Source organism: Bradyrhizobium sp., assembly GCF_049519115.1.
Lineage (GTDB): Bacteria > Pseudomonadota > Alphaproteobacteria > Rhizobiales > Xanthobacteraceae > Bradyrhizobium.
On record NZ_JBEKRB010000054.1, the window covers coordinates 1 to 24,439 of the forward strand.

The following is a 24,439-nucleotide window of genomic DNA, read 5'->3' on the forward strand; positions in this document are numbered from 1 at the left end:
CCGCGGAACTTAGTTGCGTTAAGAAGCTCGGGCACGAAACATCGCCCCGGAAACGACAGTATTCCCTGATGGCCCGTCAACCTTGGCGGCCCCGAAGTCCGATTTCCGCTCTGCCCCGAAAAAACGGCGCACACTCAAATCGGAGATCGGCACCTTGCCTGATAAGCCAGGATATTGATCTAGAACAAAGAGCCCATCGCGGACTTGTAGTTTGTTTCCTTGAGCAGAGGAGGATCGCGGCTGTTAAGATACGGAGCATTCCTCCTACGGCCTTAAATTCGCGGATGTTTTTCTTTTTCCGCTCCTGGGTGCAGAGATGAACCAGTCGATCAAAGCCGTCCTTATGATCATGCTATTTGGTGGTTTGCGGACAGCGATTTTCGTGTCTGATATGCCGAAGTCACGGCCGTCGGTGCGGTATCAGGCACTTCTTGAACGGCTGACGGCGCTGGTCTGGCCAGCAATTCCGGAGTGCGCGATGCAGCGCGTTGCATCAACGCGATGTCGAACCGCTAGTGCCGCGATTGATAAACCACAACGTCCTCAAAGGAGATTCCAATGACCGATCTTGCTCCCGTTCAGGCTAAGCTTACAGCTATAACAACTGCTCAAACCGATTACGCAAAGGCCGCGTTTGAAGCTAACAAAACCTATTTTGAGAAACTCGCTACCTTGAAGGCTCCAGACGAAGCGTTGAAACTCACAACGGATCATATGAAGTCGGGCTACGAAACGTTCGTTGCCGAATCCAAAAAGATCGGCGAAATGTACAAGGATTTCTTCGCAACAGCGTTCACGCCAATTCACCACTGACTTCTTTACAGAATTTGCCACGAACGACCCGCCGCCTTTGGCGGGTTTTTCATTTGTTAAACAGGATGAGGCCGGCTTCGTAGCCAGGTCGCCATGACGGTGTGCGGCTGAAGGGATTTGATCTGCCGCAAAATCCTCGTGTGGCAACAGCGCTAACAATGATCTGTTTACCATTGGAGCGCGGCCATGATCATCGAGCGCTTAACCGAAGAGCACAGAAATATCGAGAAGCTGCTGGTAATCTTTGAGCGAGAACTTGACGTTTTCGACCGCGGAGAGCGACCCGACTACGAGGTTTTTCGCGCAATCATCGGTTACTTTGAGGTCTACACTGAAGTTTATCACCATCCCCAGGAAGAATTAGTCTTCGCCAAGCTGCGGGAGCGCGATCCAGGTGCGGCGGCGAAGATCGGCAATCTCGCTGACGAACACCGAAAAGGGGTTGAAGGGTTGCGCCGTGTTGCTCACGCGATCAAGAACGTGCTTGCGGATCGCGAAATCCTCCGGAAGAATGTCGATGCCATCATTCGCGATTTCATTATGTGCGAGTGACGCCACATGGCAGCGGAAGATCGAAATTTCTTTCCCGCCGCGATCAGGGCGCTTAAACCTCATGATTGGACAGAAATCGCTTCGGCCGTGACGGCGCACAAGGATCCGCTGTTCAGCGATATCACGGAAGAGCGTTTTGGTGTACTGCGCGAGCATATCTTGCGGCTGGAGCAAGAAGCCGAGGCCGAACGAGGGTAATCGCACCTTCATCTGCGGTGGCCGGCACCGGAATTTCGATGAGCGGGTCGATATTCTCCCCTATTTAACAAAGCTCAGATAGGAGGCGAGTGCCTCGATTTCCTCAGGCCCGAGATGGTTCGCTACCAGCGGCATCGGTGACCCCAGCGTCGAATGATACCCTTGGCCCCATTGTTCCAGCCGCGCCTTGACATAGAAATAGGCGAGCCCGCCGAGGCGCGGGATGTCTCTCACGCCCTCGCCATTCGGCCCATGACAGGCATAGCAGGAAACGATGTTGGCCTCGGGAATTCCATCCATGAAGATTTGTTTTCCCTTTACAGCGAGTGCGCTATCGCCGTCATTGGCGGGTTTCGGCGGAATTGTCGCGAAATAATTGGCGAGATCACGTGCGTCGTACTGACTGAGCGCGGCCACCGCGTTCCACATATATTGCCTGGAAAACGGATTGTTTCGCGTGTGCTCATGGAAGCTCTGGATCTGCTTCATGATGTATTGCGGACGTTGTCCGGCGAGTCGAGGTGCTACGGTGTAGCCCTGCGCGTCGGCACCGTGGCACCAGGTGCAGTTGCGCACGGCCGCACTATCGCCGGCCAGTGCCGACACGATGGAAACAGTGGATGCGACCAACGCCAGGATCGCCGCTTTCAGCCCAATGCGCTTCATGATCCCAAGCTTTCGCGCCTCATGCATTCACGAATGTATCGCCGGATGTGCAGGCAAGACTCATTGCAAACTACTGACATAGGCCGCCACCGCTTCAACCTGTGAACGTGTCAAATTGTGCGCCGTCGGCGCCATGATCGCGGAGGTATCGACCGCGGTGCCCTGCCCCCGCTCCTTGCTCCAGCCCGTCAACTGGCCGACCATGTAGGGATAGAGCTGGCCTGCCAGCCTTGGAATTTCGTTCTGGCCCCTGCCTTCTGCGCCGTGACAAGCGGAGCAGGCGGGAACGTTGGATTCAGGCAACCCTTCGTCGTAGATCCGCTTGCCTGTCACGACTGCGCCCCTCGGCGCGCCGCCGAACGGCGGCGGATTGAGGTGATGGAAATGATTCGCCAGCGACGAGATCATTGCCGGGCTCAGCACATGGGCAACGTTGCGCATGATGGGATTGCTGCGCCGGCGTTCGATGAAGGCCCGCAACTGAGCCTCGATATAGTCGGGCTGTTGTCCGGCGAGCCGCGGCATCGGGAAATATCCGAGATAGCCCTGGCCCTGTAGTCCATGACAGGTCTTGCAATATTCGAGCTTGGCTTCGAAGCCGCTCGCTGCCGGCGCGGTTCGTTCCTGCGCTGCGACGCTGACGGAAAAGGCTATCGTCAGGATCGACGCCTGAAAAGCCAACCGCAAGCGAGCCGCCGTCGTCCGGCACCGCTTCGTGCCGTCCACCCCTTCCTCGTCAGTTAAATGGGCTCCGAGTATCACCAACCGGACCCCCAGATGTGAAAGTTGAGCCCGACCTTGATGACCTGGACACTTTGCTTGACGTTAACGACGCCCGTGGTGCCGCTGAACTGGTCGGTCATCAGAATGTTGCCGTTGCCGAATCCGTAATAGTCATATTCGACATTCGCCGACCAATGGCGCGCGAATGCCCAGTCGACGCCGCCTCCAGCGATCCAGCCGTAGCGATTGTCCACGCCTTGAAAGTGGAACGGTCCGCCGCCCGCGAAGGTGCCGCCGCTCACATCGTATTTATCGCCCGCGACCGCAAAGCCGCCGCGGGCATAGACCAGGACGGTATCAAAGGCATATCCGACCCGCCCCGTCACACCAGCAAGAAAGTCGTTGTTGGCCTGCACCAGCGCGACATCGCCGGGAACGCCGGCGGGCAGGCCGACCATTGCGCTGCCCTTCATGGTGGTTCCCGAAGCGGTGCCTTCGATTCCCACCACGACGTTGGAAGAAAACTGATAGTCGCAACCGATCTCGCCGCCTATCACCGCGCCGGTCGGCGACGTCGTCACGGTGGTGACGCCGGCCGTTGTGCCCGGCGCAATCAAGGAATCCTGCACCAGTTGCACCGGATCGGTCATGGCCTTGCTACCCTTGCCGCCGCCGACGTGTCCGCCGACATAACATCCTGTCCAGCTGAACCGCGGCTCAACATAGGGCGCCTCCGACTTCATCGGCAGATCGGCTGCGAGCGCCGGCCCCGTCAGGGTCACCGCGAGCGCTGCGACGTGGATGAAACGAATTTTCTTCATCAGACTCTCTCCGAATAGGGGCAGGTCCACCTACATCGCAAACCAGGCATGGAGGAACAGCGTGTTGTTGGCACTGGCCCCGACCGTGGTGCCGTTCAGCTTGTTGTAATAGGTGTATTGCAGGCCGATGCGGGCGTTGAACCACGGCCATCCCGGCATCTTGCCGGCGCCGAACGGGATATAGGCGATCTCCGCCGTCCAGCCGTTGGTGTTAGGCGTCATCGCAAGCCCGCTCGCGGGATCGGTCCCGTACAAGCCGGCGTCGGCGGTGCCCCATTGATTGAAATATTGTCCCGTTAATACGATTCTGTTGTCGGCGCCGTAGGCAAACGACGCCTGCAGGTGCAGGCTGTTCAGCAGGTCGTTCGCATTGGTGGGCCCAAACGGTCCCAGCCCGTTTGCGAATGTCGCGCCCAGTTGCTGAAACTCGCGAATATAGCTGCCGCGCAAGGTCAGCCACCAACTGTCGCCCTGGTACTGATACTGGGTGTCGAAGCCGACATCGGTGAATTTGTCGACTTGCGGGAATACCGCGGTTGACCACGTTGCAAAGCTGGAATCGATCCAGGGATGGACATTGAACTGTCCGCCGAACGCGCCGACCATCAGCGTGTTCCTGCCCCAGTGCGGCTCCAGCGCGACGCGCCAGTAAGGCGCGACGCCACTGAGCTGTCCGGGCGCATCGAACGGGTCGGTGCCGAGATTGTTCTGCGCGCTGAAGCCCAGCGTCTTGTAACCCGAAATTTCGAGGTAAAGCAGGTCGTTGATGAAGGCATAGGTGCCGACGCCTCCAACATGCGCGGCGAAGGCGCCCTCGATCACCGTCGCTGGGTTTTGTGGACCAAAGACGTTCGATACTGCGTACGGGAAGCTCCATGCTGGCGTGCTGTTCCAGACATCCTGCACGGTTGGATTGTTGTTGGCTGTAATGCCGTAGATGATATCGAGCGGGCCGAGATGGGCGGTGCTGGCATAGCGAACATCGGTATTGTCCCAGGTCCAGGTATGGCGATCGAACGGATCTGCCGAAGGACCTGGCCCAATTGCGTTGTAGGTCACCTGCGCGAAGGCGCCGATATGGTCGGTGATCGCGCCGCCCCAGAATGCACTGAAGGGTGAGAGCACCACATTGTTGTTCGGACTGTAGGGATCTGCGCCGGTCAGGTCCGCCTGGGTGCGCGTGTAGCCGACGATGGCCATCATCGAGACCGGCGGCACCCACTCCTTGACTTCCTCTGTCTTTATCGAAGAGGGTTGCGACGAATTCAGTGTCTTCACGTAACCCATCATCTTTTCATATTCGGCGCGCGCGTTTATCGCGGTTTGCGAGGAGAACGGCGTCGTGCGGAATTCGCCGCCGCCGGTCGTGTATCCGAGCAGCTTGAATCTTCGGCCGTACGGCGTCAGCGCGGGAAAATCGGTATGGCAGGTGCCGCAAGGTTGCCCGGTCTGTCGTGCGAAACTCGGCAACGCTTGCGCAGGGGAAATGGAAAGGAGCGTCAAGCAACCCGCCGCGACGGCAACCAACGCAAGCGCGGCGATGACTTTGAAGTCAATCAAGCTCTGAGAGATACGACCAACCTCGCTTCGCATGGCGCGCTATCCCGTTCTTTGCAACGCTCCGTGCCGCCGCACGAACCTAAAAGCCAAATTACGGGAACGACGATAATCCAAGAGTGGGAAGCGCAGCTAAGGCAATAGCTGCAAGCTGGTTGGTTTTCGCGGGAATGTATCATTCTGGCAACTATAAGTTGCATCAAAATAACTCCACATGCATCGAAACATAATGTTTCGTCGCACGTCGACGCGATAAAACCAGAGGTTACGGAAGGTTTTCTCCCATACCTGGTCAATATTGATCACCTTTGGAAATATCCGGGTGGATCGATTTGATTTGGATCAATTCGTGCCGGAAAAATTGAACTGGATCGGACTGCCCCGCGCGGCGTAACGTGACCATCTTTCGAGGGGCGGTCCGATGCGGATTTCAGCGGCACTAGTGGCGGTTACCTTCGCCTTAGCGACGTCTTTGGCCGTGCACGCAGAGGAAAAGCGCAAGGCTGACTTTTCGCAATCTGAACTCAAAGCCAAGATTGATTACTGCAAGACCTGTCACGGTCTCCAGGGTCAGGGTTTCCGCGGTTCCTATCCGATGCCCCGGCTTGCCGGACAACAACCCGAATATCTCGTCAATCAGCTGCAGGCTTTCATCGAACGTCGCCGCAACAACCCCGTAATGTTCAACGTCGCCCATGTGCTGTCGCCGGAAATGGAGAAGGCCTTGGCGCAGCAATTCCACGATCTCGATCCAAAGCCGCTGGACGGCATATCGAGAGAGAACCTGACCGAGGGCAAAAAGATCTATCTTGAAGGTGTCGTGAAATCCGACGTTCCGCCATGTGCTTCCTGCCACGGCGATGATGCCAGGGGCCGTGACGCGTTTCCGCGCCTGGCGGGACAGCTTCACGACTACGTCTACAAGAAGCTGACGAATTGGGACAAGGAGCGCGGCCAGGACAAGAACAATCCGGACAACTCCGCCATCATGCAACCCATTGCTCACAATCTGACGGACGCGCAGATCCGGGCCGTCGCCACCTATCTCAGCTCGCTGGAGTGACGTCGAGTTTACCGGAGCTTGCGCAGGGCCGAGGCTTGGGACTTGACACACCGTCAAAGCGCGACAAGTGATTTGCCCGTCGTGCCAATGTGCCGCAGTTGATCGCGTCCCCAAATGACCGGCAGAATCCGCATCGTCCCGCGCCCACATGAGGGACGTTTCGCAATCTCCGGCATCGAAGCGGCGGGATCGAAGGTAGCTATCCCGCGACCGCGGCTGGCAGGAATTCGACACCTTCCTCAACTGGCTCACCGAGTTCGTTTTCCCACTTGGCAACGACGGCGGTCGCGACGCCATTGCCGATGACGTTGGTCATCGTCCGTCCCATGTCCAGAAAGGCGTCGATGCCGATCAGCAGGACGAGGCCTCCGGCCGGCAGGCCAAACGTGGGAAGCGTCGCCGCAGCCACGACCAAGGACGCGCGGGGTACACCAGCGATGCCCTTGCTGGTCACCATCAAAAGAAGCAACATCGCGATCTGGGTCGTGATCGGCATCTCGATGCCGAAGGCTTGGGCGACGAACAGCGCCGCAAACGTCTGGTACATCATCGAACCATCGAGGTTGAACGAGTAGCCGAGCGGCAGGACGAAACCGGTGATCCGCTCCGAGACGCCGAATTTCATCAGCTGCTCGATCATCTTCGGGAAGGCCGCCTCGCTACTGGAGGTCGAGAAAGCGATCATCATCGGCTGTCGCAGCAGGCGAAGCAGTGGCTTGATGGCTCCGCCGAGCACGAGGCTGCCGGCGAAGATGATGATGAGCCAGAGGACCGCGAGGCCGAAGTAGAAGGCGCTGACGAATTTTCCGTACGTGACGAGGACCCCCACTCCCTGCGTGGTGATTACGGCGGCCATCGCTGCGAACACACCGAGCGGCGCGAAACGCATGACATAGTCGGTGAACTTGAGCATGACCGGGACGATTTGATCGATCGACTTTGCGATGTCCGGAGCAAGTGTGACCTTGACGGCGCTCAGCGCGAAGCCAAAGAACATCGAGAACACGAGGATCTGCAGCACTTCGTTCCCCGCCATCGCTTGAACGACACTGATGGGGAATACGTGAGCGGCGAAATCCTTGATATTCAAGCTGCCGGTTTGAACGTTGGTTGTGGCATTTGCCTCGGGCAGCGTCAGACCAAGGCCGTGACCTGGCTGGAGCACGTTCGCAAGCAAAAGTCCGACCAGCAGCGATATCACCGACGCGGTGATGAACCAGGCTAATGCTTTGACGGCGATCCGCCCGACGGCACCGCCGCTGGCGCCAAGGCTGGAAATTCCGGAGACGATCGTCGCAAACACCAGCGGCGCAATGATCATTTTGATCATCCGCAGAAAGATATCAGCCACGATAGTGAAATAGCCGGCGATAACTTTCGCCTGCTCCGGGCTTGCGAGCGTGTTGCACACGTAACCTGCGGCGATGCCGACGAACAGGCTGACCATGATATAGGTGGTGAGCCGGTTTGGATTCTGAGTTTTGCTGCCAACCTGCATAACGTCATTCTCCGCGCCACCTGAAGGTCTACAGCATCCGAGCTGTGGCGCTTTTCAGCGTCTCGGGATGCCGTCGCGGATTGAACTCCTGATCGGCCTATCCGAGTTTGGACAGGACGGCTGTACGGGTCTGAACAGAGGGCACGTTGCGGGCGCGGATGGCCTCAATCAGCCTGTCAATGTCTGCCATGGTGTTGAACATACCGAGCGACACCCGGATCCCGTCGCGCTCGGGCGAGACGCGGATACCATTCTGCGTGAAATATTCCAGCCAATCGGCCACCGGCAAAGCGATGACGTAGATATGCGGCGCGCGGTGTTGGCGATCACGCGGGCCGACCAGCCCAACGTCGAGTTGATCAAGATGTTCGATCAGATAGTCGCCGAGGTCGAAACAGTGCCGCTGAATTTTTTCGATGCCAACCGTGTTGATGAAATCGAGCGCCGCGCCCAGGCCCTGGATCGCCGGAAGGTTATGGTTTCCGAGTTCGAAACGACTCGCCGTCGCCGGCAAGGCCACGTTGTCCGGCCGGGCGATGAAATCGAGCGGCGGCTCGGCAAGGCTCGCAGCCGCAAGATAGGCCGGTTCGAGCTCGGTTCGCGTTGCGTCCCAGTAGAGGAGACCGAGCCCTTGTGGCACCAGCAGGCCCTTGTGAGTGCCGGAGCCGATGAAGGCCGCCTTCATGGCTTTGGCGTCGATTGGCACCACACCGATGCCCTGCATCACGTCCACGACGAAGTAGAGGGAATGCTGCGCGCAGAGCTCGCCCACGCTCTCGACGTCGAACCGATGCCCGGCGTGGAACGTGACATGCGACATCGAGATCGCACGCGTCCTTTCGTCGATGTGCGGCCGAAAACTCTCGGCGTCCATCACTTCCGTCATGGGAATGAAGACGATTTCCACGCCCTTCTTCTGAAGATTCAAGAAGGCATAAGCGTTGTTGGGATGATCGCCATGGATCATGAGAATCTTGTCGCCGGCGCGAAGCGGCAGCGCGTTGGCGGCGATGTTCATACTTTCGGACGTGTTCTTGGTGAAAGCGATTTCGTGCGGTTTGACGCCAAGGAAGGTCGCGACCTTGGCACGGGTTTCTTCGAGACGTTTGAGCCAGATCTGCTTGGGGCCGGCGGTCTCAAGCCCTTCCCGTAAAAAGCGCTCATACGCCTCCTTCACCGGAAGCGACAGCGGCGTCTGGAAACCGCTATCGAGGTAGACGATGTGCTCGGCCGCCGGAAAGGACTTGCGAACGGCGGCAACGTCATAATGCGGGGTCATGATCGCTCCGGAAACTTTGGCATGGCGATGCATCTCGCCGGACGGTCCGGCGGGTGCTTTAGGGTCAGTTCGTTCAGGGTTCGGCGGCTTAGATCGTAGCTTTGGATCAGCAAGGAGCTGCGTGAAATTCGATCAGCTCAATCATCTGCCTCAAAGATACACCAAGCCCGTTTAAGGTCGAGCCGGAGCGATAAAAAACGAGAGTTTTTATTCCGAAAATTGAGAATCAAATGACATCCTCATTGTCCTGAAGGATCGTTTCAGACAACAACGCCGCTGCTTGCTGCAACGGACCGATGAATGCATCCAGGCCGGCAAAACCCACACGAGCCGCCGGCACCGAAACTCCCAGGCACGCGATGAGATCACCTGCCGGGGAGACGATCGGCACGGCGCAACCCACTACCCCGCGAACGAACTCCTCGTTTGTCTTCGCCCAGCCTCTGCTTCGCGTCTCCTCCAAGAGCGCCAACAACTCTTCGGGATCGGCAATCGTCGTCGGGGTATATCGAATGAGAGAGAGTGAATGCACCAGCCGTTGCCGGACTTTCGCGGGGAGCCGGCTCATGTAGATTTTGCCCGTCGAGGTGCAGTGGAGTGGGGCCGCGTCTCCGGGATTGAACTGCAACGCTTGCTGCTGCTTCGAGCGGACGCTGTCGACGTAAACCACGACGTTGTCGCGGACGACGCCGATTTCGCACTGCTCGCCGATGCGGTCGGCGACAGCACTCAGGACGGCGTGCCGCCGCACGGTACGAAACGCCGCTCCGATGGTCTTGGCCGAGAGCGTAACCAGCTTGCTTCCGACCACGTAACGTTTCGTCCCGAGAGCTTTCTGGATCAACCCGCGATTTTCGAGATTGCCGATGAGCCGATGTGCGGTCGGGAGCGGAAGGCCAAGCGCGGCGGCGATTTCGGCAGCCGAGAGAGCCTTCTTCTGCTCGGCAACGAAGGTCAGGATAGCTATGGCGCGATCCAGTGGTCCATCGTTGGAATGTCCGGGGTCGTCGGCCACAATATCGTCCTTGTGTGAAAGGTGCCCGGATTGCTCGTCACGCGCCCGGCCGGGAATGAAAGCATTCCCTTGACACACCGTCAAAGCACGACAAGTGATTTGCCCGTCGTGCCAATGTGCCGCAGTTGATCGCGTCCCCAAATCACCGGCAGAATCCGCATCGTCCCGCGCCCACATGGGCGTTTCGCGATCGTCGCAAAACGTTGGGCGCGGGATGCGGTGGACGCTTGTCACGCACAAGACGAATGCGCGGACAAGCGGACGGCGAAGTCGTGTGGGCCTGACGCCCCGATGCTGGCATTACGTTTCGCGGAGGCATCCGCGAGGCAATGGTGACAAAAAGCCGGTTCACCAAGGGGAGCACGAAATAGGCCGTTAAAACCGTCGCGCGGGAAAGCAGGGTGATCCGGTGGTACCTGTGGTGGACTAACTCGTGTGCTTTTTTATTTGCAGGCGAGGCTACGGGTGCCTGCTGCGCGCCCAGCTTCCCCTGCGCCCTCACCTAACGAGGGACGTGATCCGGCAAAGACTCGGGCGGCATTCGCGCCGGAATGGTGAGGCGTGCTCTCAATTATCCGATTAAAGCTCCAGATGACTTCGCCAGCGTTTTGGACTTCAAGGGTTTGCAAATCACGACGGCGGCGCCGAGCTCTGCCCTCAAAAAGCGGGCAGCGCAGCCGCGCTACTGCGCTTTTCCTTTGTAGACCGGCTCGCGGTAAACTTCTGCGCCGGACTCGTCGATCACTCTGATGAAGAGATCAGGATCGGCGAGCCGAGGATCACCGCGAAGCTGGCGCGCCAGATGCTTTCCATGTTCAATAGCCGCGGAGGTTGTAGAAAATTGCATGCCCACCGTATCTCTCGTGACGGCTCCGTCTTTCCTATCAAAATAATATGTTCGCATCAGAAAATCCGTTGGTTGCAATATTAGAAGTGTCGCAGCAGCCCACAAAAGACGCATTGATCTAGCCAAGCGGCACACCCGCTTTGTAAGCCCCTGCGCCTCTGCTATTGGCTTGAGAGGTAAACCGCATCGCCAGCTCTACCAATCAATAAAAAGGAGCGCCCATGAAACTGCGAACCGAACTGCGAACTGGACTCGTGATCGCCGCCGCCGCCCTGACCGTGAACAGCGCCGCTTTCGCGCAAGCGCCCGCACCCGCCGATATCGTGTTCGTCAACGGAAAGGTCTTTACCGCCGACGAAGCAGATCATGTGGTGCAGGGCTTCGCGGTGGCGGGCGATCGTTTCGTGGCGGCCGGGACCGATGGCGACGTGCGCCGTTATGTCGGCCCGCAAACTAGAGTGATCGATCTGAAGGGCCGCTTCGTATCGCCCGGCATCACCGACGACCACTTCCACAATGAGGGCGGAGGCTCCGGCGTCGATCTCAGTCACGTACGCTCGCTTGGCGAACTCTTGACGACGGTCGCCAACGCCGCAGCAGCAGCCGCAGTGGACACGGTGATTGTCTCCAATTCCGACTGGCACGAGGCGCAGTTGAAAGAGCAACGCTTGCCGACGGCCGAAGAGATCGAACAGGCCGCGCCCAACAAGCCGGTCGTACTGGTACGCGGCGGCCACGAATACATTCTCAACACCACCGCGTTGAAGAAGTGGAACGTCACCAAGGACACGCCGGTGCCGGCGGGCGGGCAGATCAGCCGCAACGACGCTGGCGAGTTGACCGGCGAATTGTTCGACGAAGCGCGGACAATGGTGACGCTGCCGCGTCCAAAGCCATTGAGCATAGACGATATTCTCGCGACCCAGAGGGCCGTGGCGCCTTACGGCATGACCGCGCTTCGCATTCCAGGCTCCTACAAGGGCGACATGATCCAGGCCTACCACCTGATGAAGCAGGCGGAGGCGGAAGGAAAGCTGACGCTGCGCTGGACCGTCTACATGCCGGGCTTCTCGCTGCGCTCGGCGGAGGCCGCGCGCAAGGCGATCGAGTCCTGGGGCACCCATCAGGGCGAAGGCGACGACTGGGTGAAAGTCGATGGCGTCAAGCTGCTGGTCGATGGCGGATTTGAAGGCGGCCACCTCTCAAAGCCCTATCTCGAACCTTACGGCCAGGGCGGGAAATTCACCGGCCTCATTGTGTCGCCACCGCCGGCCTACACCGAAGTGGTGCGCGAGCTGAACGGCAAGGGATGGCACGTCATCACCCATGCGGTGGGCGATGCGGCGCTCGACGAGGTTCTCGACGCCTATGCGGCGGCCGACAAGGATTCGTCGATCAAAGGCAAACGCTGGTCGGTCGAGCACGCCTTTGTCTCGCGGCCCGAACAGGTCGCGCGCCTGAAGGCGCTCGATATCGCGGTCTCGGCGCAGGATCACCTCTATCTCGCAGCGCCTGTGCTGAAGAAATATTGGGGCTGGGACACCGCGAGCGAAGTCACGCCAGTAAAGACCTATCTCGATGCGGGCCTGCTCGTCGCCGGCGGCACCGACAGCCCCGTGGTGCCGTTCAATCCGTTCTGGAACCTGTACCACATGGCGAGCCGCGACACGATTTCGGACGGCGTCTACGGCGAAGACCAGAAGATCGCCTCGCGGCCGCTACTGCTCAAGCTCGTCACCATCAACTATGCCAAGCTTATTGGAGAGGAAAAAACCCGCGGCTCGATCGAGCCGGGTAAGTTGGCCGACTTCGCCGTGCTGACGGATGATTTCCTCACCACTAGGCCTGTGACCATCCGGGACATGAAGGCGCTGTCGACCTGGGTCGGCGGCCGCGAGGTCTATCGCGCACCGGGGTATGAGTAACAACGAGACGAACGGATTGAAGGCCTGGGTGCCGCTCAAAAGTCGTCGTCCCTGCGAACACAGGGACCCATAACCACAGGCGTCAGTTGCAGCGCAAAGTCTGCGAACAGTATCGTTCAAAATTAACGACACGGCGTATGGGTCCCTACGTTCGCAGGGACGACATTGAGATTTACTTCCCCGGCCACACCGGCTTGCGCTTCTCGGCAAACGCCTTCAGCCCCTCCTTGGCGTCTTCGGTCATCGACAGCAGCGCGATCTGGGTCTCGGTATAGGCGATCGCCTCGTCAAACGACATCGAGGCGATCGCGCGCATCGCGTATTTGCCGCGCCGGATCGCGGTCGGCGATTTGTCGGTGATGCGGCCGATCAGCCATTCGATCTTGGCGTCGAGTTCGGCACGCGGCACGACGTAATTCAATAGCCCGGCGGCTTGCGCGGTTTTCGTGTCGAACGGCTCCCCGGTGATCGCCCACTCGTTGACAACTCGCCGCGGCGCGATCGTCTGCAGCAGGCTCAACACCTGCATCGGAAACACGCCAACTTTCACTTCAGGTAAACCAAAGAACACATGGTCGGAGGCGACCGCCATGTCGGTCATGCACAACAGCCCCATGCCGCCGGCCATGCAGACGCCATTGACCCGCGCGATCGCGGGTTTGGTCGCGTTCTGGGACAGCCGCAGGAGATCCGCGAAATCGACATTGGGCCTGGAGAAATCCTGCGCGAACGCCCCACCAGTATTCTGCAAATCCGCACCGGCACAAAACGCCTTGTCGCCGGCCCCGGTCAGCACGATGACCCGCACCTGCGCATCGTCATGGGCGATGCGGTATCCCCTCGCGATGCCGGCGATGACATCAGCGTTGACGGCGTTGCGCTTCTCCGGCCGGTTGATGGTGATCCAGAGGCTCGATCCGCGCTTTTCGACGAGGACGCTTGAGGTGTCATTCATGGTTGTCTTCCGCCCTTATGATTGGGCGGATATTAGAGCATGAGCAACGGCAGAGCACCCCCTCCCCCTGAAAGGGGGAGCGTTGGGATGGGGTCAATAGCGCGAAGCGTTGTTGGCAACCTATAAAGCGGGAACCGGTAACCTCCTCCCGGCTCGCATCGAAGCGCACGAGCGCTCGGCGAGCCAACCTCCCCCTTTTAGGGGGAGGTGAAGAAGCACCTATCTAAGGCGTCGGAATCGCGTCCGCGTCGGCCTTCTTCAGCCAGACCTTGTTGTCGTGGAACGCAGCGCCGCCGACCGGGGCGACAGCTTCCGCGCCGGTCAGCATGTTGATGCCGCGGCCACCGATATGGGACTTGTTGGGATGGATCGATTCCGCAATCAACACGCCGCGGCGCACGCCATCGAAATGCTTGGCGATCAGCGTGGTCTCACCGCGCAAGTTACCAAGCGTGACGGCATCGCCGTCCGCAATCCCGAATTTCGCCGCATCGTCGGGATGGATCATCACGTTGGGGGCGCCCTCGCGCGCCTGCGACGACGGCGTCTCGTTGAAAGACGTATTGAGGAAACTGCGCGAAGGACTCGTTGCCAGACGAAACGGATGCGCCTCGTCCGCTTCCTCGATCGCGGTCCAGTGATCGGGCAGCGAGGGCATCTGGTCCCACGCCCCCATCATGCCGGCATTGGCGAGCGGGACGTTGGCCCAGTCGGCCTTGAAGTGGAATTTGCCGTCCTTGTGCGCGAAACCGTCGAGATAATGCGAGGTGCGGAAATCCGGCTGCAGATCGCGCCACAGATCGGCCTCGAGTTCGGCGAGACCGCCATGGCCGCTCTTGCGCAACGTCGCGTCGATCAATTCGCGCGGCGACATCTCGAAACCGGGGTGCGAGATGTTCAGCCGCGTCGCGAGGCCCTGGAGCACCTGATGGTTGGAACGGCACTCGCCGGGCGGCTCGATCAGCTTGGCGCCGACCGAAATGTGCTGGTGGCCGCCGCCGTAATAAAGATCGTCATGTTCTATGAACATCGTTGCCGGCAGCACCAGATCGGCCATCCGCGCGGTCTCGGTCATGAACTGCTCGTGCACCGCGACGAACAGATCCTCGCGCGCGAAACCACGACGCACCAGCGCCTGCTCCGGTGCCACCGTCATCGGATTGGTGTTCTGGATCAGCATCGCCTTGACCGGCGGGCCGTTGTGGAGCGCGGCCGGATCGCCGGTGAGGATGCGTCCGACCTTGGACTGATCGAGCCGCCGCGTCGTGGAATCGATCGCGTCGTGGCCCTCGATAATGGACTCGTCGAATTTCCAGAGCGCGGCATTGTTGAAGAACGCGCCGCCGCCTTCATGCTGCCAGGCGCCGGTCACCGCTGGAATGCAAAGCGCGGCGTGCATCTGCGCCGCGCCGTTGCGGCTGCGGGTGAAGCCATAGCCGAGACGGAAAAAGCTCCGCTTGGTCTGGCCGACCATGCGGGCAAAGGCTTCGATCTCTTCCACCGGCACGCCCGAGATCGCCGACGCCCATTCCGGCGTGCGCGTCTTCAGATGCGCTTCGAGCTCTTGGGGGAAGTCGGTGTAGCGATCCATGTACTCGCGGTCGGCATAGCCTTCGCGGAACAGCACGTGCATGACGCCACAGGCAAAGGCGCCATCGGTACCCGGCCGTACCAGGATTTTGACGTCGGCCTGCTTCATCGTCTCGTTGTTGTAGACGTCGATCGCCGCGATCTTGGCGCCGCGCTCCTTGCGGGCACGCATCGCATGCGTCATCACGTTGACTTGGGTATGCACCGGGTTGGTGCCCCAGATCACCACAAAATCGGATAGCGCCATCTCGCGCGGATCGACGCCGGCGACCTTGCCGGTGCCGGCGGCAAAGCCGACGCGCGCGATGGTCGAGCAGATCGTCCCATAAAACCGCGAGTACTTCTTCACGTGTGCGAGGCGGTTGATGCCGTCGCGCATCACGAGCCCCATGGTGCCGGCATAGTAATAAGGCCAGACCGATTCCGCGCCGAAGTCGCGCTCCGCGGCGTTGAAGCGGTTGGCGATCTCGTCCAGCGCATCGTCCCAGGAAATCCGCGCGAACTTGCCCGATCCCTTGGGGCCGACGCGGAACATCGGATAGGTCAGTCTATCAGGATGATGGACGCGTTCGGCGTAGCGCGCGACCTTGGCGCAAACCACGCCGGCCGTGTAGGTCTGCAGCTTGGAACCGCGGACACGGCCGATCGAGGTATCGTCGATCACCTCGATATCGAGCGCACAGGCCGACGGGCAATCGTGCGGGCATGTCGAATGCCGGATGGCCACCTTGGCCCGCGTGGCCGGAGCCTCGATTTTAGCGTGCTGGTTCATGACCTTATCATTAACATCAAAACCGGGAGTCGCCAGCGTAAGAAACGGGAAATTCCTGCGCAAAAGGCGGGCAAGCCATGCAGATCGGCGGGGGTTTAGCCGCCCAGATAAGCCCCGCCATTGGCGTGGATCGCCTGGCCGTTGATATAGCGCGCCCCCGGACTGCACAAAAACCGGACGGCCGCCGCGACGTCTTCCGGCTTGCCGCGCTCGCCGGTGATGGTCCGGTGGATCAGGTGGTGCGCCGGCTCCGGCGTGTTCCTCGGGCGCGGCGTGCCGATGATGCCGGGCACGACGCAATTGACGGTAATCCCGTCGGGGGAAAGATCGTGGGCGAGCGCACGGGTGAAGCCGACGATGCCGGCCTTCGCCGTCACCACATGGGCGCGATCGGACGCGCCGGTATGCGCGCTCAAGCCGCCGACATTGACGATGGTCCCCGCCCCGCTTGCTTTCAAGTGCGGCAGGCAGGCCTTCACGCAATGGAAGGTGCCGTCGAGGATGACGTTCATGACCTCGCGCCAGTCGGCATAGGTCATCTCGGCAAACGGCTTTTCCCGGCGCAGTGCTGCGTTGTTAACGAGAATGTCGATCCGGCCGAACTCTTCCATGGCCAGATCGACCATGGCCTGCACGGAAGCGGGATCGGCGATGTCGCCGACATGAACCAGCGCCTTTGGGCCGACGGTCTCGATTTCGCGCGCGACCGCTTTGGCCTCATCGCGATTGCTGCGGGTATTGACGACGACGGAGGCGCCGTCATCCGCCAGCGCCAGCGCAATCGCGCGGCCGATGTTGCGGCCGGAGCCGGTGACGATCGCGACTTTGCCGTTGAGTTCTGTCATTCCTTGTCCCTTCAATCATCGTCATGCCCTGCTTTATGCCGGGCGTCCAAGTCTTTGCCGCCGCGAAGTGAGACGTGGATGGCCGGGCATAGGCGAGCGTAAGCGACGCCGTCCTTTGGCCCGCTATGCCCGGCCATGACGATCTTAAACTCGCCTATGCCTGGCCATGACGGCAACTAACCGCGAAGTCCGCTCAAATCGATCTTCCCGCCGTAAAGGCCGCCGAGCAATTTCAGCGCCGCCTCACCCTGCGCCTTGCTCCAGCCGCCGTGCTGGACGTTGAGCGCGAATTTATCGGTGACATCCTGCCGTGGCAGCGGCTCCTTTACGCCACCGCGCAAATAAGGCTGCCGGTCCTCGATCACGCGGCCGTCCTTCAACGTTGCCTTGATGTGGCCGGTATAGTTGTTCGGATAGGGATTGTCGGGATCGATCACGAATTTCACTTTTGATGCGAGCGCAAGCACGCGTTCGTCGCGGATCGCACTTTCCGTGAAGGCGCCTAAGCCCACACCGCCATGGACGAAGCCGGCGGCCAGCAAATACGGCACGGCGAATTTCGCGGAGTAGCCGTTGCGAGGGCGCTGCTTGTCCTCGAGCGGCTCCCACAGCCGGTGAACTGTGCCCTCCGCGACCTCGCAGAGAATGCTCTCAATATCTTCCGGTTGGATGCCGCTCGCGGCGAGCCGCTTGGCGCAATCGATATAAGGCTGCGCCATCGTCCCGCAGGGATAGGGCTTGAACGCCAGCGTATCCGTGACCCAGCGCGTACCGAAATCGCCGGTGAGCGCGTCGTAGTCGCCCTTGGTGGTGTGGGCGAAACCATGAAACAGCCCGTGCACGCCTTCGAACACGGTGCGCGGACCGACAAAGCCATGTTTGGCGAGCAACGCGGCACGAATGCCCGACTGCGCCGCCCAGCCGGCATGCATCCGCTTGGTCCAAGCGCCTTCCGCGAGATATTCGATGATGCCGCTCGACATGCTGCCGGCAATGCCGAGCGCATCGACGATCTGTTTAGCGCCTAAGCCCAGCGCGGCGCCGACGCCGGCGGCCGCCCCCATCGCGCCAAAGATCGCGGTCGGGTGAAAGCCCGCTTTGTGCACGGCCTTCGGCACCACTAGGCTCAAACGACAGAGCACTTCGGTGCCGACCGCAATCCCGGTCAGCGCGTAACGGCCGTCCGGATGATGGCGCTCGCAGGCCGCCAACACCGCCGGCACAATCACCGCACCCGCATGCACCGGGCCGCCTTCGAACGTGTCGTCGAAATCTTCGCCATGCGCAGCGGTGCCGTTGACGAAGGCGGCGCCGGACGCGGTCAAGGTGCGACCATGCCCGATCACGGTGCAGGGCCCGTCATCGTCGAAGCCCGCGAGCGCCGCCTTCACGTAGTCCTCATTGCGCGCGGTGACGCAGAGGCCAACGATGTCGATCAGCAGGTCTTCGCATTTGCGCGCGGTCTCGACCGGCAACGCTCCCGGCTTCAGCGCGGCAATTTTCCTGGCAAGCGTTTCGGCAACAGCTATGTCAGGCAGTTCGGATGTCATGAATTTAGCCTTGGGCGGGAGACTTGGGCGGGAGACTTGGGCGGGAAACTTGGGCGGGAGATCAGACGCGGAAGATGCGGGTGTAGCGCTGCCTGATGGCACTGCCTTGTTGCTCCACGGCCGCGGCATCATCCTTTAAGGTCTTGATGTCCTTTAGCGAGGCCCAACCCGGTTTCTCCTTGGTCTGCGGATGCAGCGAGCGCAATCCGCCGACGTCGATGATGAGCTGCTGGGCTTCGCGGCTGAAACAGAACGACTGAAAAAGTTTTGCCGCGTTGGGGTTGGGCGCCCCTTTGAAAATGCCGTTGGGACCGATGATCATTGGCGATCCCTCCGCGGCATAAACCGGCGCGACCGGCCGACCGCCCTCTCTCAGTTGCAGGATGTTGTATTCGTTACCATCGGCCATGACGGCGCGCTCGCCGAGTTCGAGCTTCTTCGGCGGATCGGCCGAGGACTGCACCTGCATCACGTTCTGCTTGGCGAGCTGTTCGAACCAGGGCCAGCCGAGATCGCGCTGCAACTGATAGGTCGCGGTCATGATGGTGCCGCTGTAGCCGGGATGGCCCTTGACGATCTTGCTTTTCCATTTGGGGTCGAGCAGATCGGCGAAGCTTTTCGGCGCATCGTCCGTCTTCACCATGCCGGTGTTGTAGGCGATGATGGAAAGCCAAATCCGCCAGCTTGCAAACTGCCCGTCGGGATCGCGATGCTCCGGCGGATAGAACTTCGCGACATCATCGGGCACGTAAGACTCGAGCAGGCCATCGCGCTTCCAGACGATGAAATGCGAGGCGTCGGACGAATTCACCACATCGACCGCATGGATGTTGCTGGAATATTCCTGGCCGATGCGCTGGAACACGCGCTCGGCGCCGGTGCGCTCGACGCGCACGGAGATACCGGGATATTTCGCCTCAAACGCTTTGGCGAGTTTTTCGGCAACGGGGAGGTCGGTCGAGGTGTAGTGGACGACCTGGCCCTCTTTTCTGGCCGCCTCGATCAGGGCCGGCGAGACCGCCTCCGCGGCCGGCGCATCCGCGAGCACGCGGGTCGCAAAGGCCGAGCTTGCGAGCAGTCCGCCTGCCGCCTTCAGCGCGGCCCTTCGGGAAATTCTTGTCTTTTTCATTTCTTCCCTGATCGCTTTATTTGACCGGCTTGAGCCGGCTTAACCAGGCCCATTTTATGCCGTCCACGAAGTGCAAGTCCACCACCCGGTTGCTGGACTTGGGCTTCCATTCGCGTCAAAAGACCAAGCTGAAAGGCCCGTCCCGAAAGGGTCCGCCGAGACATGGGAGCCACAAGTTTGAGGTCCGCCAAGATGGGATTGGCAGGCACGAGAGCTGCGTTAACCGCGGTTGTCCTTGGCCTGCAGGCGTTTGTCGCCTCCGCAAGCCACGCCGCGGACTATCCCGATCACGCGGTGCGGATCATCGTTCCCTTTGGCGCAGGCGGACCTGCCGACGTCGCCGCCCGCGTGCTTGGCAACGCGCTTGCCGAGAATCTCAAGCAACCTTTCGTGATCGAGAACCGTCCCGGCGCCGGCTCGGTGATCGGGACGCAGGAAGCCGCCAAATCCGCGCCCGACGGTTACACGCTGCTGTTGATGTCGAACGCCCAGACCGCGAATGAATCGCTGGTGCCGCAGCGCAAATATGACCTGATGCGCGACCTCGTGCCGATCGCGCCGCTCAATGTCGCCGACCTCGTGATCGTCGTGCATCCGTCGGTGCCGGCGAACTCGCTGAAGGAATTCATTGCGCTCGCAAGATCGCAGCCGGGCAAACTCAATTACGCTTCTTCCGGCCAGGGCACGCCGTACCACATGGCCGGCGAGTTATTTAAAACAGTCGCCGGCATCGACGTCGTTCACGTGCCATATCGAAACAGCGGCGAAGCACGCGGCGGCGTCATCGGCGGCCAGGTGCAGATGATGATCGATGCCGTCACCACCATGGCGCCGAACGTTGCGCAGGGCCAGGTTCGCGCGCTCGCCACCACAGGCCAGACGCGCTCCGCCGTCTTGCCAGACGTGCCGACCGCTGATGAAGCCGGCGTCAGCGGATATGAAGCCACGATCTGGCTCGGCCTGATGGCGCCGAAGGGAACGCCGCAAGCCATCGTCGACAAACTCAATGCCGCCGTGAACGAGGCGATCATGCGGCCCGAGATCGTCAAGCTATGGGCGGATCAGGGCGCCGCGCCGATGTCGATGACGCCGGAGGCGTTCGACAAATTCCTGCGCGGCGACATCGTGAAGTGGGCCGAGGTCGTCAAGCAATTTCCCGAGCGGCAATAGATGCCCACAATTCATTTTCGCCTGAATGGCGCCGAGACCGAAATCGACGCCGATCCCGATACGCCCTTACTCACGGCTTTGCGCGGCCCACTCGGCCTGACCGGATCGCATTTCGGCTGTGGCGCCGGCGAGTGTGGCGCCTGCATCGTCATCGTCAACGACCACGCCATCAATTCCTGCGACACGCCGCTGTGGTCCATCGCCGACAAAGACATCACCACCATCGAAGGCCTTGGCAGCGAGCAAAACCCGCATGCGCTTCAGCGCGCCTTTATCGCCGAACAGGCGCTGCAATGCGGCTATTGCCTGTCCGGAATCCTGATGAGCGCCGCCGCGTTGTTGAAGCGAAATTCGAATCCAACCAGCGCGGAGATCAAGGCCGCGCTCGACCGCAACCTCTGCCGCTGCGGTTCGCATAACCGCATGGTGCGCGCCATCCTGCGTGCGGCTGCCGAGATGCGCGCGCCATGACGGCCAAACCCGCCTCCCCGCTGATGCCGCCGAGTGCCGCCCATTTTGAAGTTCCTGCGCTCCAAGCGGCACATGCTATCCAGGAACTTCAAATGGAAAACGCGGCACTCGAATCATAATTCTGCTAATGCTCATGACTTTCCGAAGTTCGTGAAAGGTGGTTGCTGAGATGGAGCACGAACTTCGGAAAGTGAGCATTAGTCTGGCGGCCAATCCCAAACTGTCGTCGTGGATCAATTTCGATTCCGAAGGACAGGTGATCGTTTCGCCCGGCAAGGTCGAGATTGGCCAGGGCATCGTCACGGCGCTGGCGCAAATCGCCGCCGACGAACTCGATGTCGAGTTCACCCGCGTGCGGATGGTGCGGACCTCGACCGCCGGCAGCCCCAACGAAGGCGTCACGTCGGGAAGTCTTTCGGTACAGCACTCGGGCCGCGCGATCCGCTTCGCTTGTGCGGAAATCCGGAAGCTTTTTCTCGAGGCGGCCGCCGAACGCCTGGGCGTTGCGCCCGACGTGCTCTCGATCCACGACGGCACGATTACCGGTCCCGGCAACGTCTCGACGAGCTATTGGGAACTCGCCGGCGACATCTCGCTCGATCGCGACGCCACGGCGGCTGCGCTTCCGAAGTCAATAGAGCAGCGCGCGATCGCCGGTCATTCCATCCAGCGGCTCGATATTCCCGACAAGATTTTTGGCCGCCCGCGTTTCATTCATGATTTGGCGCTGCCCGGCCTGCTGCACGGCCGCGTGCTTCGCGCGGACCTTGCGCATGCGACCCTGGTCGAATTGAACGAGGAGCGCGCGCGCAAGGTCGAAGGCTTGTTTGCGATCGTGCGCGACGGCAATTTTGCGGGCGTCGTCTGTGAAACCGAGGCAGGTGCGGAAGCAGCTCTCGTTGCTTTACGCAAAGGCGCCACATGGTCGTCGGGTGAAGCGTTGCCCGACGAAGACGGTTTTGCGGAGTGGTCGAAGAGCCAGCCTGCGGAAACCGCCGTCATCGCCAGCAAGAAGGCCGCTTCATCGGCGGCCATCGCTCGCACGCTGAGCCGCCAATATACCCGGCCCTATATTGCCCACGGCTCGATAGCACCGTCCTGCGCCATGGCGCAATGGGACGGCGAACGGCTAAAGATCTGGACCCACAGCCAGGGCGTCTATCTGCTGCGTTCCGATCTCGCGCTGGTGCTGAAAATTCCCGCCGACCGCATCATCGTCGAACACGTCGAAAGCTCCGGCTGCTACGGCCATAATGGCGCCGACGACGTCGCGCTTGACGCGGTGTTGCTGGCGAAAGCCGCGAACGGACGCCCGGTGCGCGTGCAATGGTCTCGCGCCGATGAAATGTCGCATGCGCCATTCGGCGCGGCGATGACCATCGAGATCGAGGCCGATCTCGATGCCCAAGACGAGATCGTCGGCTGGCGCCACAGCATCTGGGGCAACGGCCACACCGCGCGGCCGGGCCGAGGTGATCTCCCGACATTGCTGGCCGCATCCGAACTCGCCACGCCGTTTCCGCGCGCCATTGCGGTCGATCCGCCGGCGGGCGCCGGCGGTGGTTCTGACCGCAATTCGATTCCGCTGTACGATTTTCCGTCCTGGCATGTCGAAGCGCATCGCCTCACAACGATGCCGATCCGCGCCTCGGCGCTGCGAACGCTCGGCGCACAGGGCAATGTGTTTGCGATCGAATCCTTTCTCGATGAACTCGCTTCCGAGCGCGGCGAAGACCCCGTCGCGTTTCGCCTGCGGCATCTGTCCGACCCGCGCTCGAGGGCCGTCGTTGAGGCGGCGGCTCGCCGCGCGGGCTGGAAGCCGGCCGCGCAAGACGGCATCGGCTACGGCATCGGCTTTTCCCGTTACAAGAACACCGGCGCCTATTGTGCCGCCGTGGCCGAGGTCGAAGTCGGTGAGGACATTCGCGTGCGGAAATTGACGCTGGCCGTCGATGTCGGCGAAGCGATCAACCCCGACGGCGTCATCAACCAGATCGAGGGCGGCGCGATTCAGGCCACAAGCTGGGTGTTGAAGGAGCGCGTTCGCTTCGACAAGACGCGCATCACCAGCAACTCCTGGACTGATTACCCGATCCTGCTGTTTTCCGAAGTACCTGAGGTCGATGTCGAGGTGATCTCGCGCCCGGAGATCGATCCGGTCGGCGCCGGCGAAGCCGCGCACGGCCCGGTGACCGCAGCGATTGCGAACGCCGTATTCGATGCGCTGGGCGTGCGCCTTCGCGATTTGCCAATCACGCGCGATCGCCTGATCGCCGCCATGGAGCTATCGTCGTGACAAGTTTAAACATCTTAAGCGGCGGCGCGGCGCAAGGCCTTGTCGGCAGCCTCGCTGCGAAATTCAAGGAGCAGACCGGCCTCGATATATCCGGCGAGTTCGGCGCGGTCGGCGCGATGGCTACGAAATTGCGCGAGGGCACGCTCGCCGACATTGTCGTCCTCACCTCGGCCTTGATCGCCACGCTCACGGGCGAGAAGCTTGTGGATCGCACCTGGGTAAAAGATGTCGGCCGGGTCGAGACCGCGCTTGCGGTTCGATCAGTTGATCCGCTGGTCTCGGCACCCGATGCCGCAAGCCTGCGTGCGGCGTTTCTGGCGGCGGATGCGATCTTCGTGCCGGACACCAAGGCTTCCACTGCCGGCATCCATGTCGCGAAAGTTTTGGCTCAGCTCGGTATTGCCGACGAAGTCGCAAACCGCCTGAAGATCTACCCAAACGGCGCGACCGCGATGCGCCACATGGCCGAAACCGACGCTCGGAAACCGATCGGCTGCACGCAAGCGACTGAAATTATTGCCACCCAAGGCATCCAACTCTCCGGCGCCCTGCCGAAGGGATGCGACCTTGCGACCGTCTATACGGCCGCCGTGACAGCGAAGGCCGCTCACGCACGCGAGGCGCAAGTGCTGATCGATCTGTTGACATCAGCCAATCAGCAGCATTTACGCGAACGCGCGGGCTTTCTGCTGGTTTAGGGCCCA

General features: G+C 60.8%; 22 protein-coding genes. 9 read left to right on the plus strand and 13 right to left on the minus strand.

Translation table 11 applies throughout. From position 1 onward, the window contains the following. The first annotated feature begins 558 nt into the window (after window positions 1-558). The 3 genes from ABSE61_RS29390 to ABSE61_RS29400 all read left to right on the plus strand — a co-directional run bounded on the left by ABSE61_RS29390 (window position 559) and on the right by ABSE61_RS29400 (window position 1,563). The gene (locus ABSE61_RS29390; RefSeq protein ID WP_423874671.1) at window positions 559-813 is read left to right on the plus strand and encodes a phasin family protein; all 255 of its coding nucleotides are present in this window, start codon (window positions 559-561) and stop codon (window positions 811-813) included. Between the two features lie 186 nt (window positions 814-999). Then, window positions 1,000-1,365, plus strand: a complete 366-nt coding sequence (locus ABSE61_RS29395; protein ID WP_423874672.1) for a hemerythrin domain-containing protein — start codon at window positions 1,000-1,002, stop codon at window positions 1,363-1,365. A 6-nt stretch (window positions 1,366-1,371) separates the two neighbouring features. Further along, complete coding sequence (locus ABSE61_RS29400) at window positions 1,372-1,563, plus strand: hypothetical protein (RefSeq protein WP_423874673.1); 192 nt, start codon at window positions 1,372-1,374, stop codon at window positions 1,561-1,563. Between the two features lie 60 nt (window positions 1,564-1,623). Here ABSE61_RS29400 and ABSE61_RS29405 read toward each other — a convergent pair whose 3' ends face one another. Genes ABSE61_RS29405 through ABSE61_RS29420 form a run of 4 tightly spaced genes read right to left on the minus strand, consistent with a single transcriptional unit; the run spans window position 1,624 to window position 5,366 of the window. After that, on the minus strand, window positions 1,624-2,229 hold the full coding sequence (locus ABSE61_RS29405) for a cytochrome c4 (RefSeq protein WP_423874674.1): 606 nt from the start codon (window positions 2,227-2,229) through the stop codon (window positions 1,624-1,626). Window positions 2,230-2,289: 60 nt separating this feature from the next. Continuing rightward, a complete protein-coding gene (locus ABSE61_RS29410; protein ID WP_423874675.1) occupies window positions 2,290-2,955 on the minus strand; it encodes a c-type cytochrome in 666 nt (221 codons plus the stop codon). Between the two features lie 32 nt (window positions 2,956-2,987). Continuing rightward, window positions 2,988-3,773, minus strand: a complete 786-nt coding sequence (locus tag ABSE61_RS29415) for an outer membrane protein (protein ID WP_423874676.1) — start codon at window positions 3,771-3,773, stop codon at window positions 2,988-2,990. A gap of 30 nt (window positions 3,774-3,803) precedes the next feature. Further along, a complete protein-coding gene (locus ABSE61_RS29420; RefSeq protein ID WP_423874677.1) occupies window positions 3,804-5,366 on the minus strand; it encodes a cytochrome C in 1,563 nt (520 codons plus the stop codon). Window positions 5,367-5,751: 385 nt separating this feature from the next. Between ABSE61_RS29420 and ABSE61_RS29425 the strand changes: the two genes are divergently transcribed. After that, the gene (locus tag ABSE61_RS29425) at window positions 5,752-6,393 is read left to right on the plus strand and encodes a c-type cytochrome (protein WP_423874678.1); all 642 of its coding nucleotides are present in this window, start codon (window positions 5,752-5,754) and stop codon (window positions 6,391-6,393) included. 199 nt (window positions 6,394-6,592) lie between these two features. Here ABSE61_RS29425 and ABSE61_RS29430 read toward each other — a convergent pair whose 3' ends face one another. The 4 genes from ABSE61_RS29430 to ABSE61_RS29445 form a co-directional block, all read right to left on the minus strand. Beyond that, the gene (locus ABSE61_RS29430; protein ID WP_423874679.1) at window positions 6,593-7,891 is read right to left on the minus strand and encodes a dicarboxylate/amino acid:cation symporter; all 1,299 of its coding nucleotides are present in this window, start codon (window positions 7,889-7,891) and stop codon (window positions 6,593-6,595) included. Between the two features lie 97 nt (window positions 7,892-7,988). After that, window positions 7,989-9,170, minus strand: a complete 1,182-nt coding sequence (locus ABSE61_RS29435) for an aminotransferase class V-fold PLP-dependent enzyme (RefSeq protein WP_423874680.1) — start codon at window positions 9,168-9,170, stop codon at window positions 7,989-7,991. A 226-nt stretch (window positions 9,171-9,396) separates the two neighbouring features. Then, the gene (locus ABSE61_RS29440) at window positions 9,397-10,185 is read right to left on the minus strand and encodes an IclR family transcriptional regulator (RefSeq protein ID WP_423874681.1); all 789 of its coding nucleotides are present in this window, start codon (window positions 10,183-10,185) and stop codon (window positions 9,397-9,399) included. 682 nt (window positions 10,186-10,867) lie between these two features. After that, window positions 10,868-11,089, minus strand: coding sequence for a DUF6894 family protein (locus tag ABSE61_RS29445; RefSeq protein WP_423874682.1), 222 nt, complete (start codon window positions 11,087-11,089; stop codon window positions 10,868-10,870). Window positions 11,090-11,253: 164 nt separating this feature from the next. On the opposite strand from ABSE61_RS29445, the gene ABSE61_RS29450 reads away from it, so the two are divergent. After that, a complete protein-coding gene (locus ABSE61_RS29450) occupies window positions 11,254-12,957 on the plus strand; it encodes an amidohydrolase (RefSeq protein ID WP_423874683.1) in 1,704 nt (567 codons plus the stop codon). 172 nt (window positions 12,958-13,129) lie between these two features. Here ABSE61_RS29450 and ABSE61_RS29455 read toward each other — a convergent pair whose 3' ends face one another. The 5 genes from ABSE61_RS29455 to ABSE61_RS29475 all read right to left on the minus strand — a co-directional run bounded on the left by ABSE61_RS29455 (window position 13,130) and on the right by ABSE61_RS29475 (window position 19,798). Beyond that, window positions 13,130-13,912, minus strand: coding sequence for an enoyl-CoA hydratase/isomerase family protein (locus tag ABSE61_RS29455; RefSeq protein ID WP_423874684.1), 783 nt, complete (start codon window positions 13,910-13,912; stop codon window positions 13,130-13,132). 223 nt (window positions 13,913-14,135) lie between these two features. Then, window positions 14,136-16,274: a molybdopterin oxidoreductase family protein gene (locus tag ABSE61_RS29460; protein ID WP_423874685.1), complete on the minus strand. Its 2,139-nt coding sequence runs from the start codon at window positions 16,272-16,274 to the stop codon at window positions 14,136-14,138. 95 nt (window positions 16,275-16,369) lie between these two features. Next, window positions 16,370-17,119, minus strand: a complete 750-nt coding sequence (locus ABSE61_RS29465) for an SDR family NAD(P)-dependent oxidoreductase (protein WP_423874686.1) — start codon at window positions 17,117-17,119, stop codon at window positions 16,370-16,372. A 176-nt stretch (window positions 17,120-17,295) separates the two neighbouring features. Beyond that, window positions 17,296-18,669, minus strand: coding sequence for an MmgE/PrpD family protein (locus ABSE61_RS29470; protein ID WP_423874687.1), 1,374 nt, complete (start codon window positions 18,667-18,669; stop codon window positions 17,296-17,298). Between the two features lie 61 nt (window positions 18,670-18,730). Beyond that, complete coding sequence (locus tag ABSE61_RS29475) at window positions 18,731-19,798, minus strand: ABC transporter substrate-binding protein (RefSeq protein ID WP_423874688.1); 1,068 nt, start codon at window positions 19,796-19,798, stop codon at window positions 18,731-18,733. A 192-nt stretch (window positions 19,799-19,990) separates the two neighbouring features. On the opposite strand from ABSE61_RS29475, the gene ABSE61_RS29480 reads away from it, so the two are divergent. The 4 genes from ABSE61_RS29480 to ABSE61_RS29495 all read left to right on the plus strand — a co-directional run bounded on the left by ABSE61_RS29480 (window position 19,991) and on the right by ABSE61_RS29495 (window position 24,433). Beyond that, window positions 19,991-20,968 carry a tripartite tricarboxylate transporter substrate binding protein gene (locus tag ABSE61_RS29480; protein ID WP_423874708.1) on the plus strand — a complete coding sequence of 326 codons (978 nt, stop codon included), beginning with the start codon at window positions 19,991-19,993 and terminating at the stop codon, window positions 20,966-20,968. Then, the gene (locus tag ABSE61_RS29485; RefSeq protein ID WP_423874689.1) at window positions 20,969-21,439 is read left to right on the plus strand and encodes a (2Fe-2S)-binding protein; all 471 of its coding nucleotides are present in this window, start codon (window positions 20,969-20,971) and stop codon (window positions 21,437-21,439) included. A 169-nt stretch (window positions 21,440-21,608) separates the two neighbouring features. Then, window positions 21,609-23,735 (plus strand): xanthine dehydrogenase family protein molybdopterin-binding subunit, encoded by a 2,127-nt coding sequence (locus tag ABSE61_RS29490; protein WP_423874690.1) that lies wholly within the window; start codon window positions 21,609-21,611, stop codon window positions 23,733-23,735. Continuing rightward, a complete protein-coding gene (locus tag ABSE61_RS29495) occupies window positions 23,732-24,433 on the plus strand; it encodes a molybdate ABC transporter substrate-binding protein (RefSeq protein ID WP_423874691.1) in 702 nt (233 codons plus the stop codon). The genes ABSE61_RS29490 and ABSE61_RS29495 overlap by 4 nt, the downstream gene beginning before the upstream one ends. Window positions 24,434-24,439: the final 6 nt, after the last annotated feature.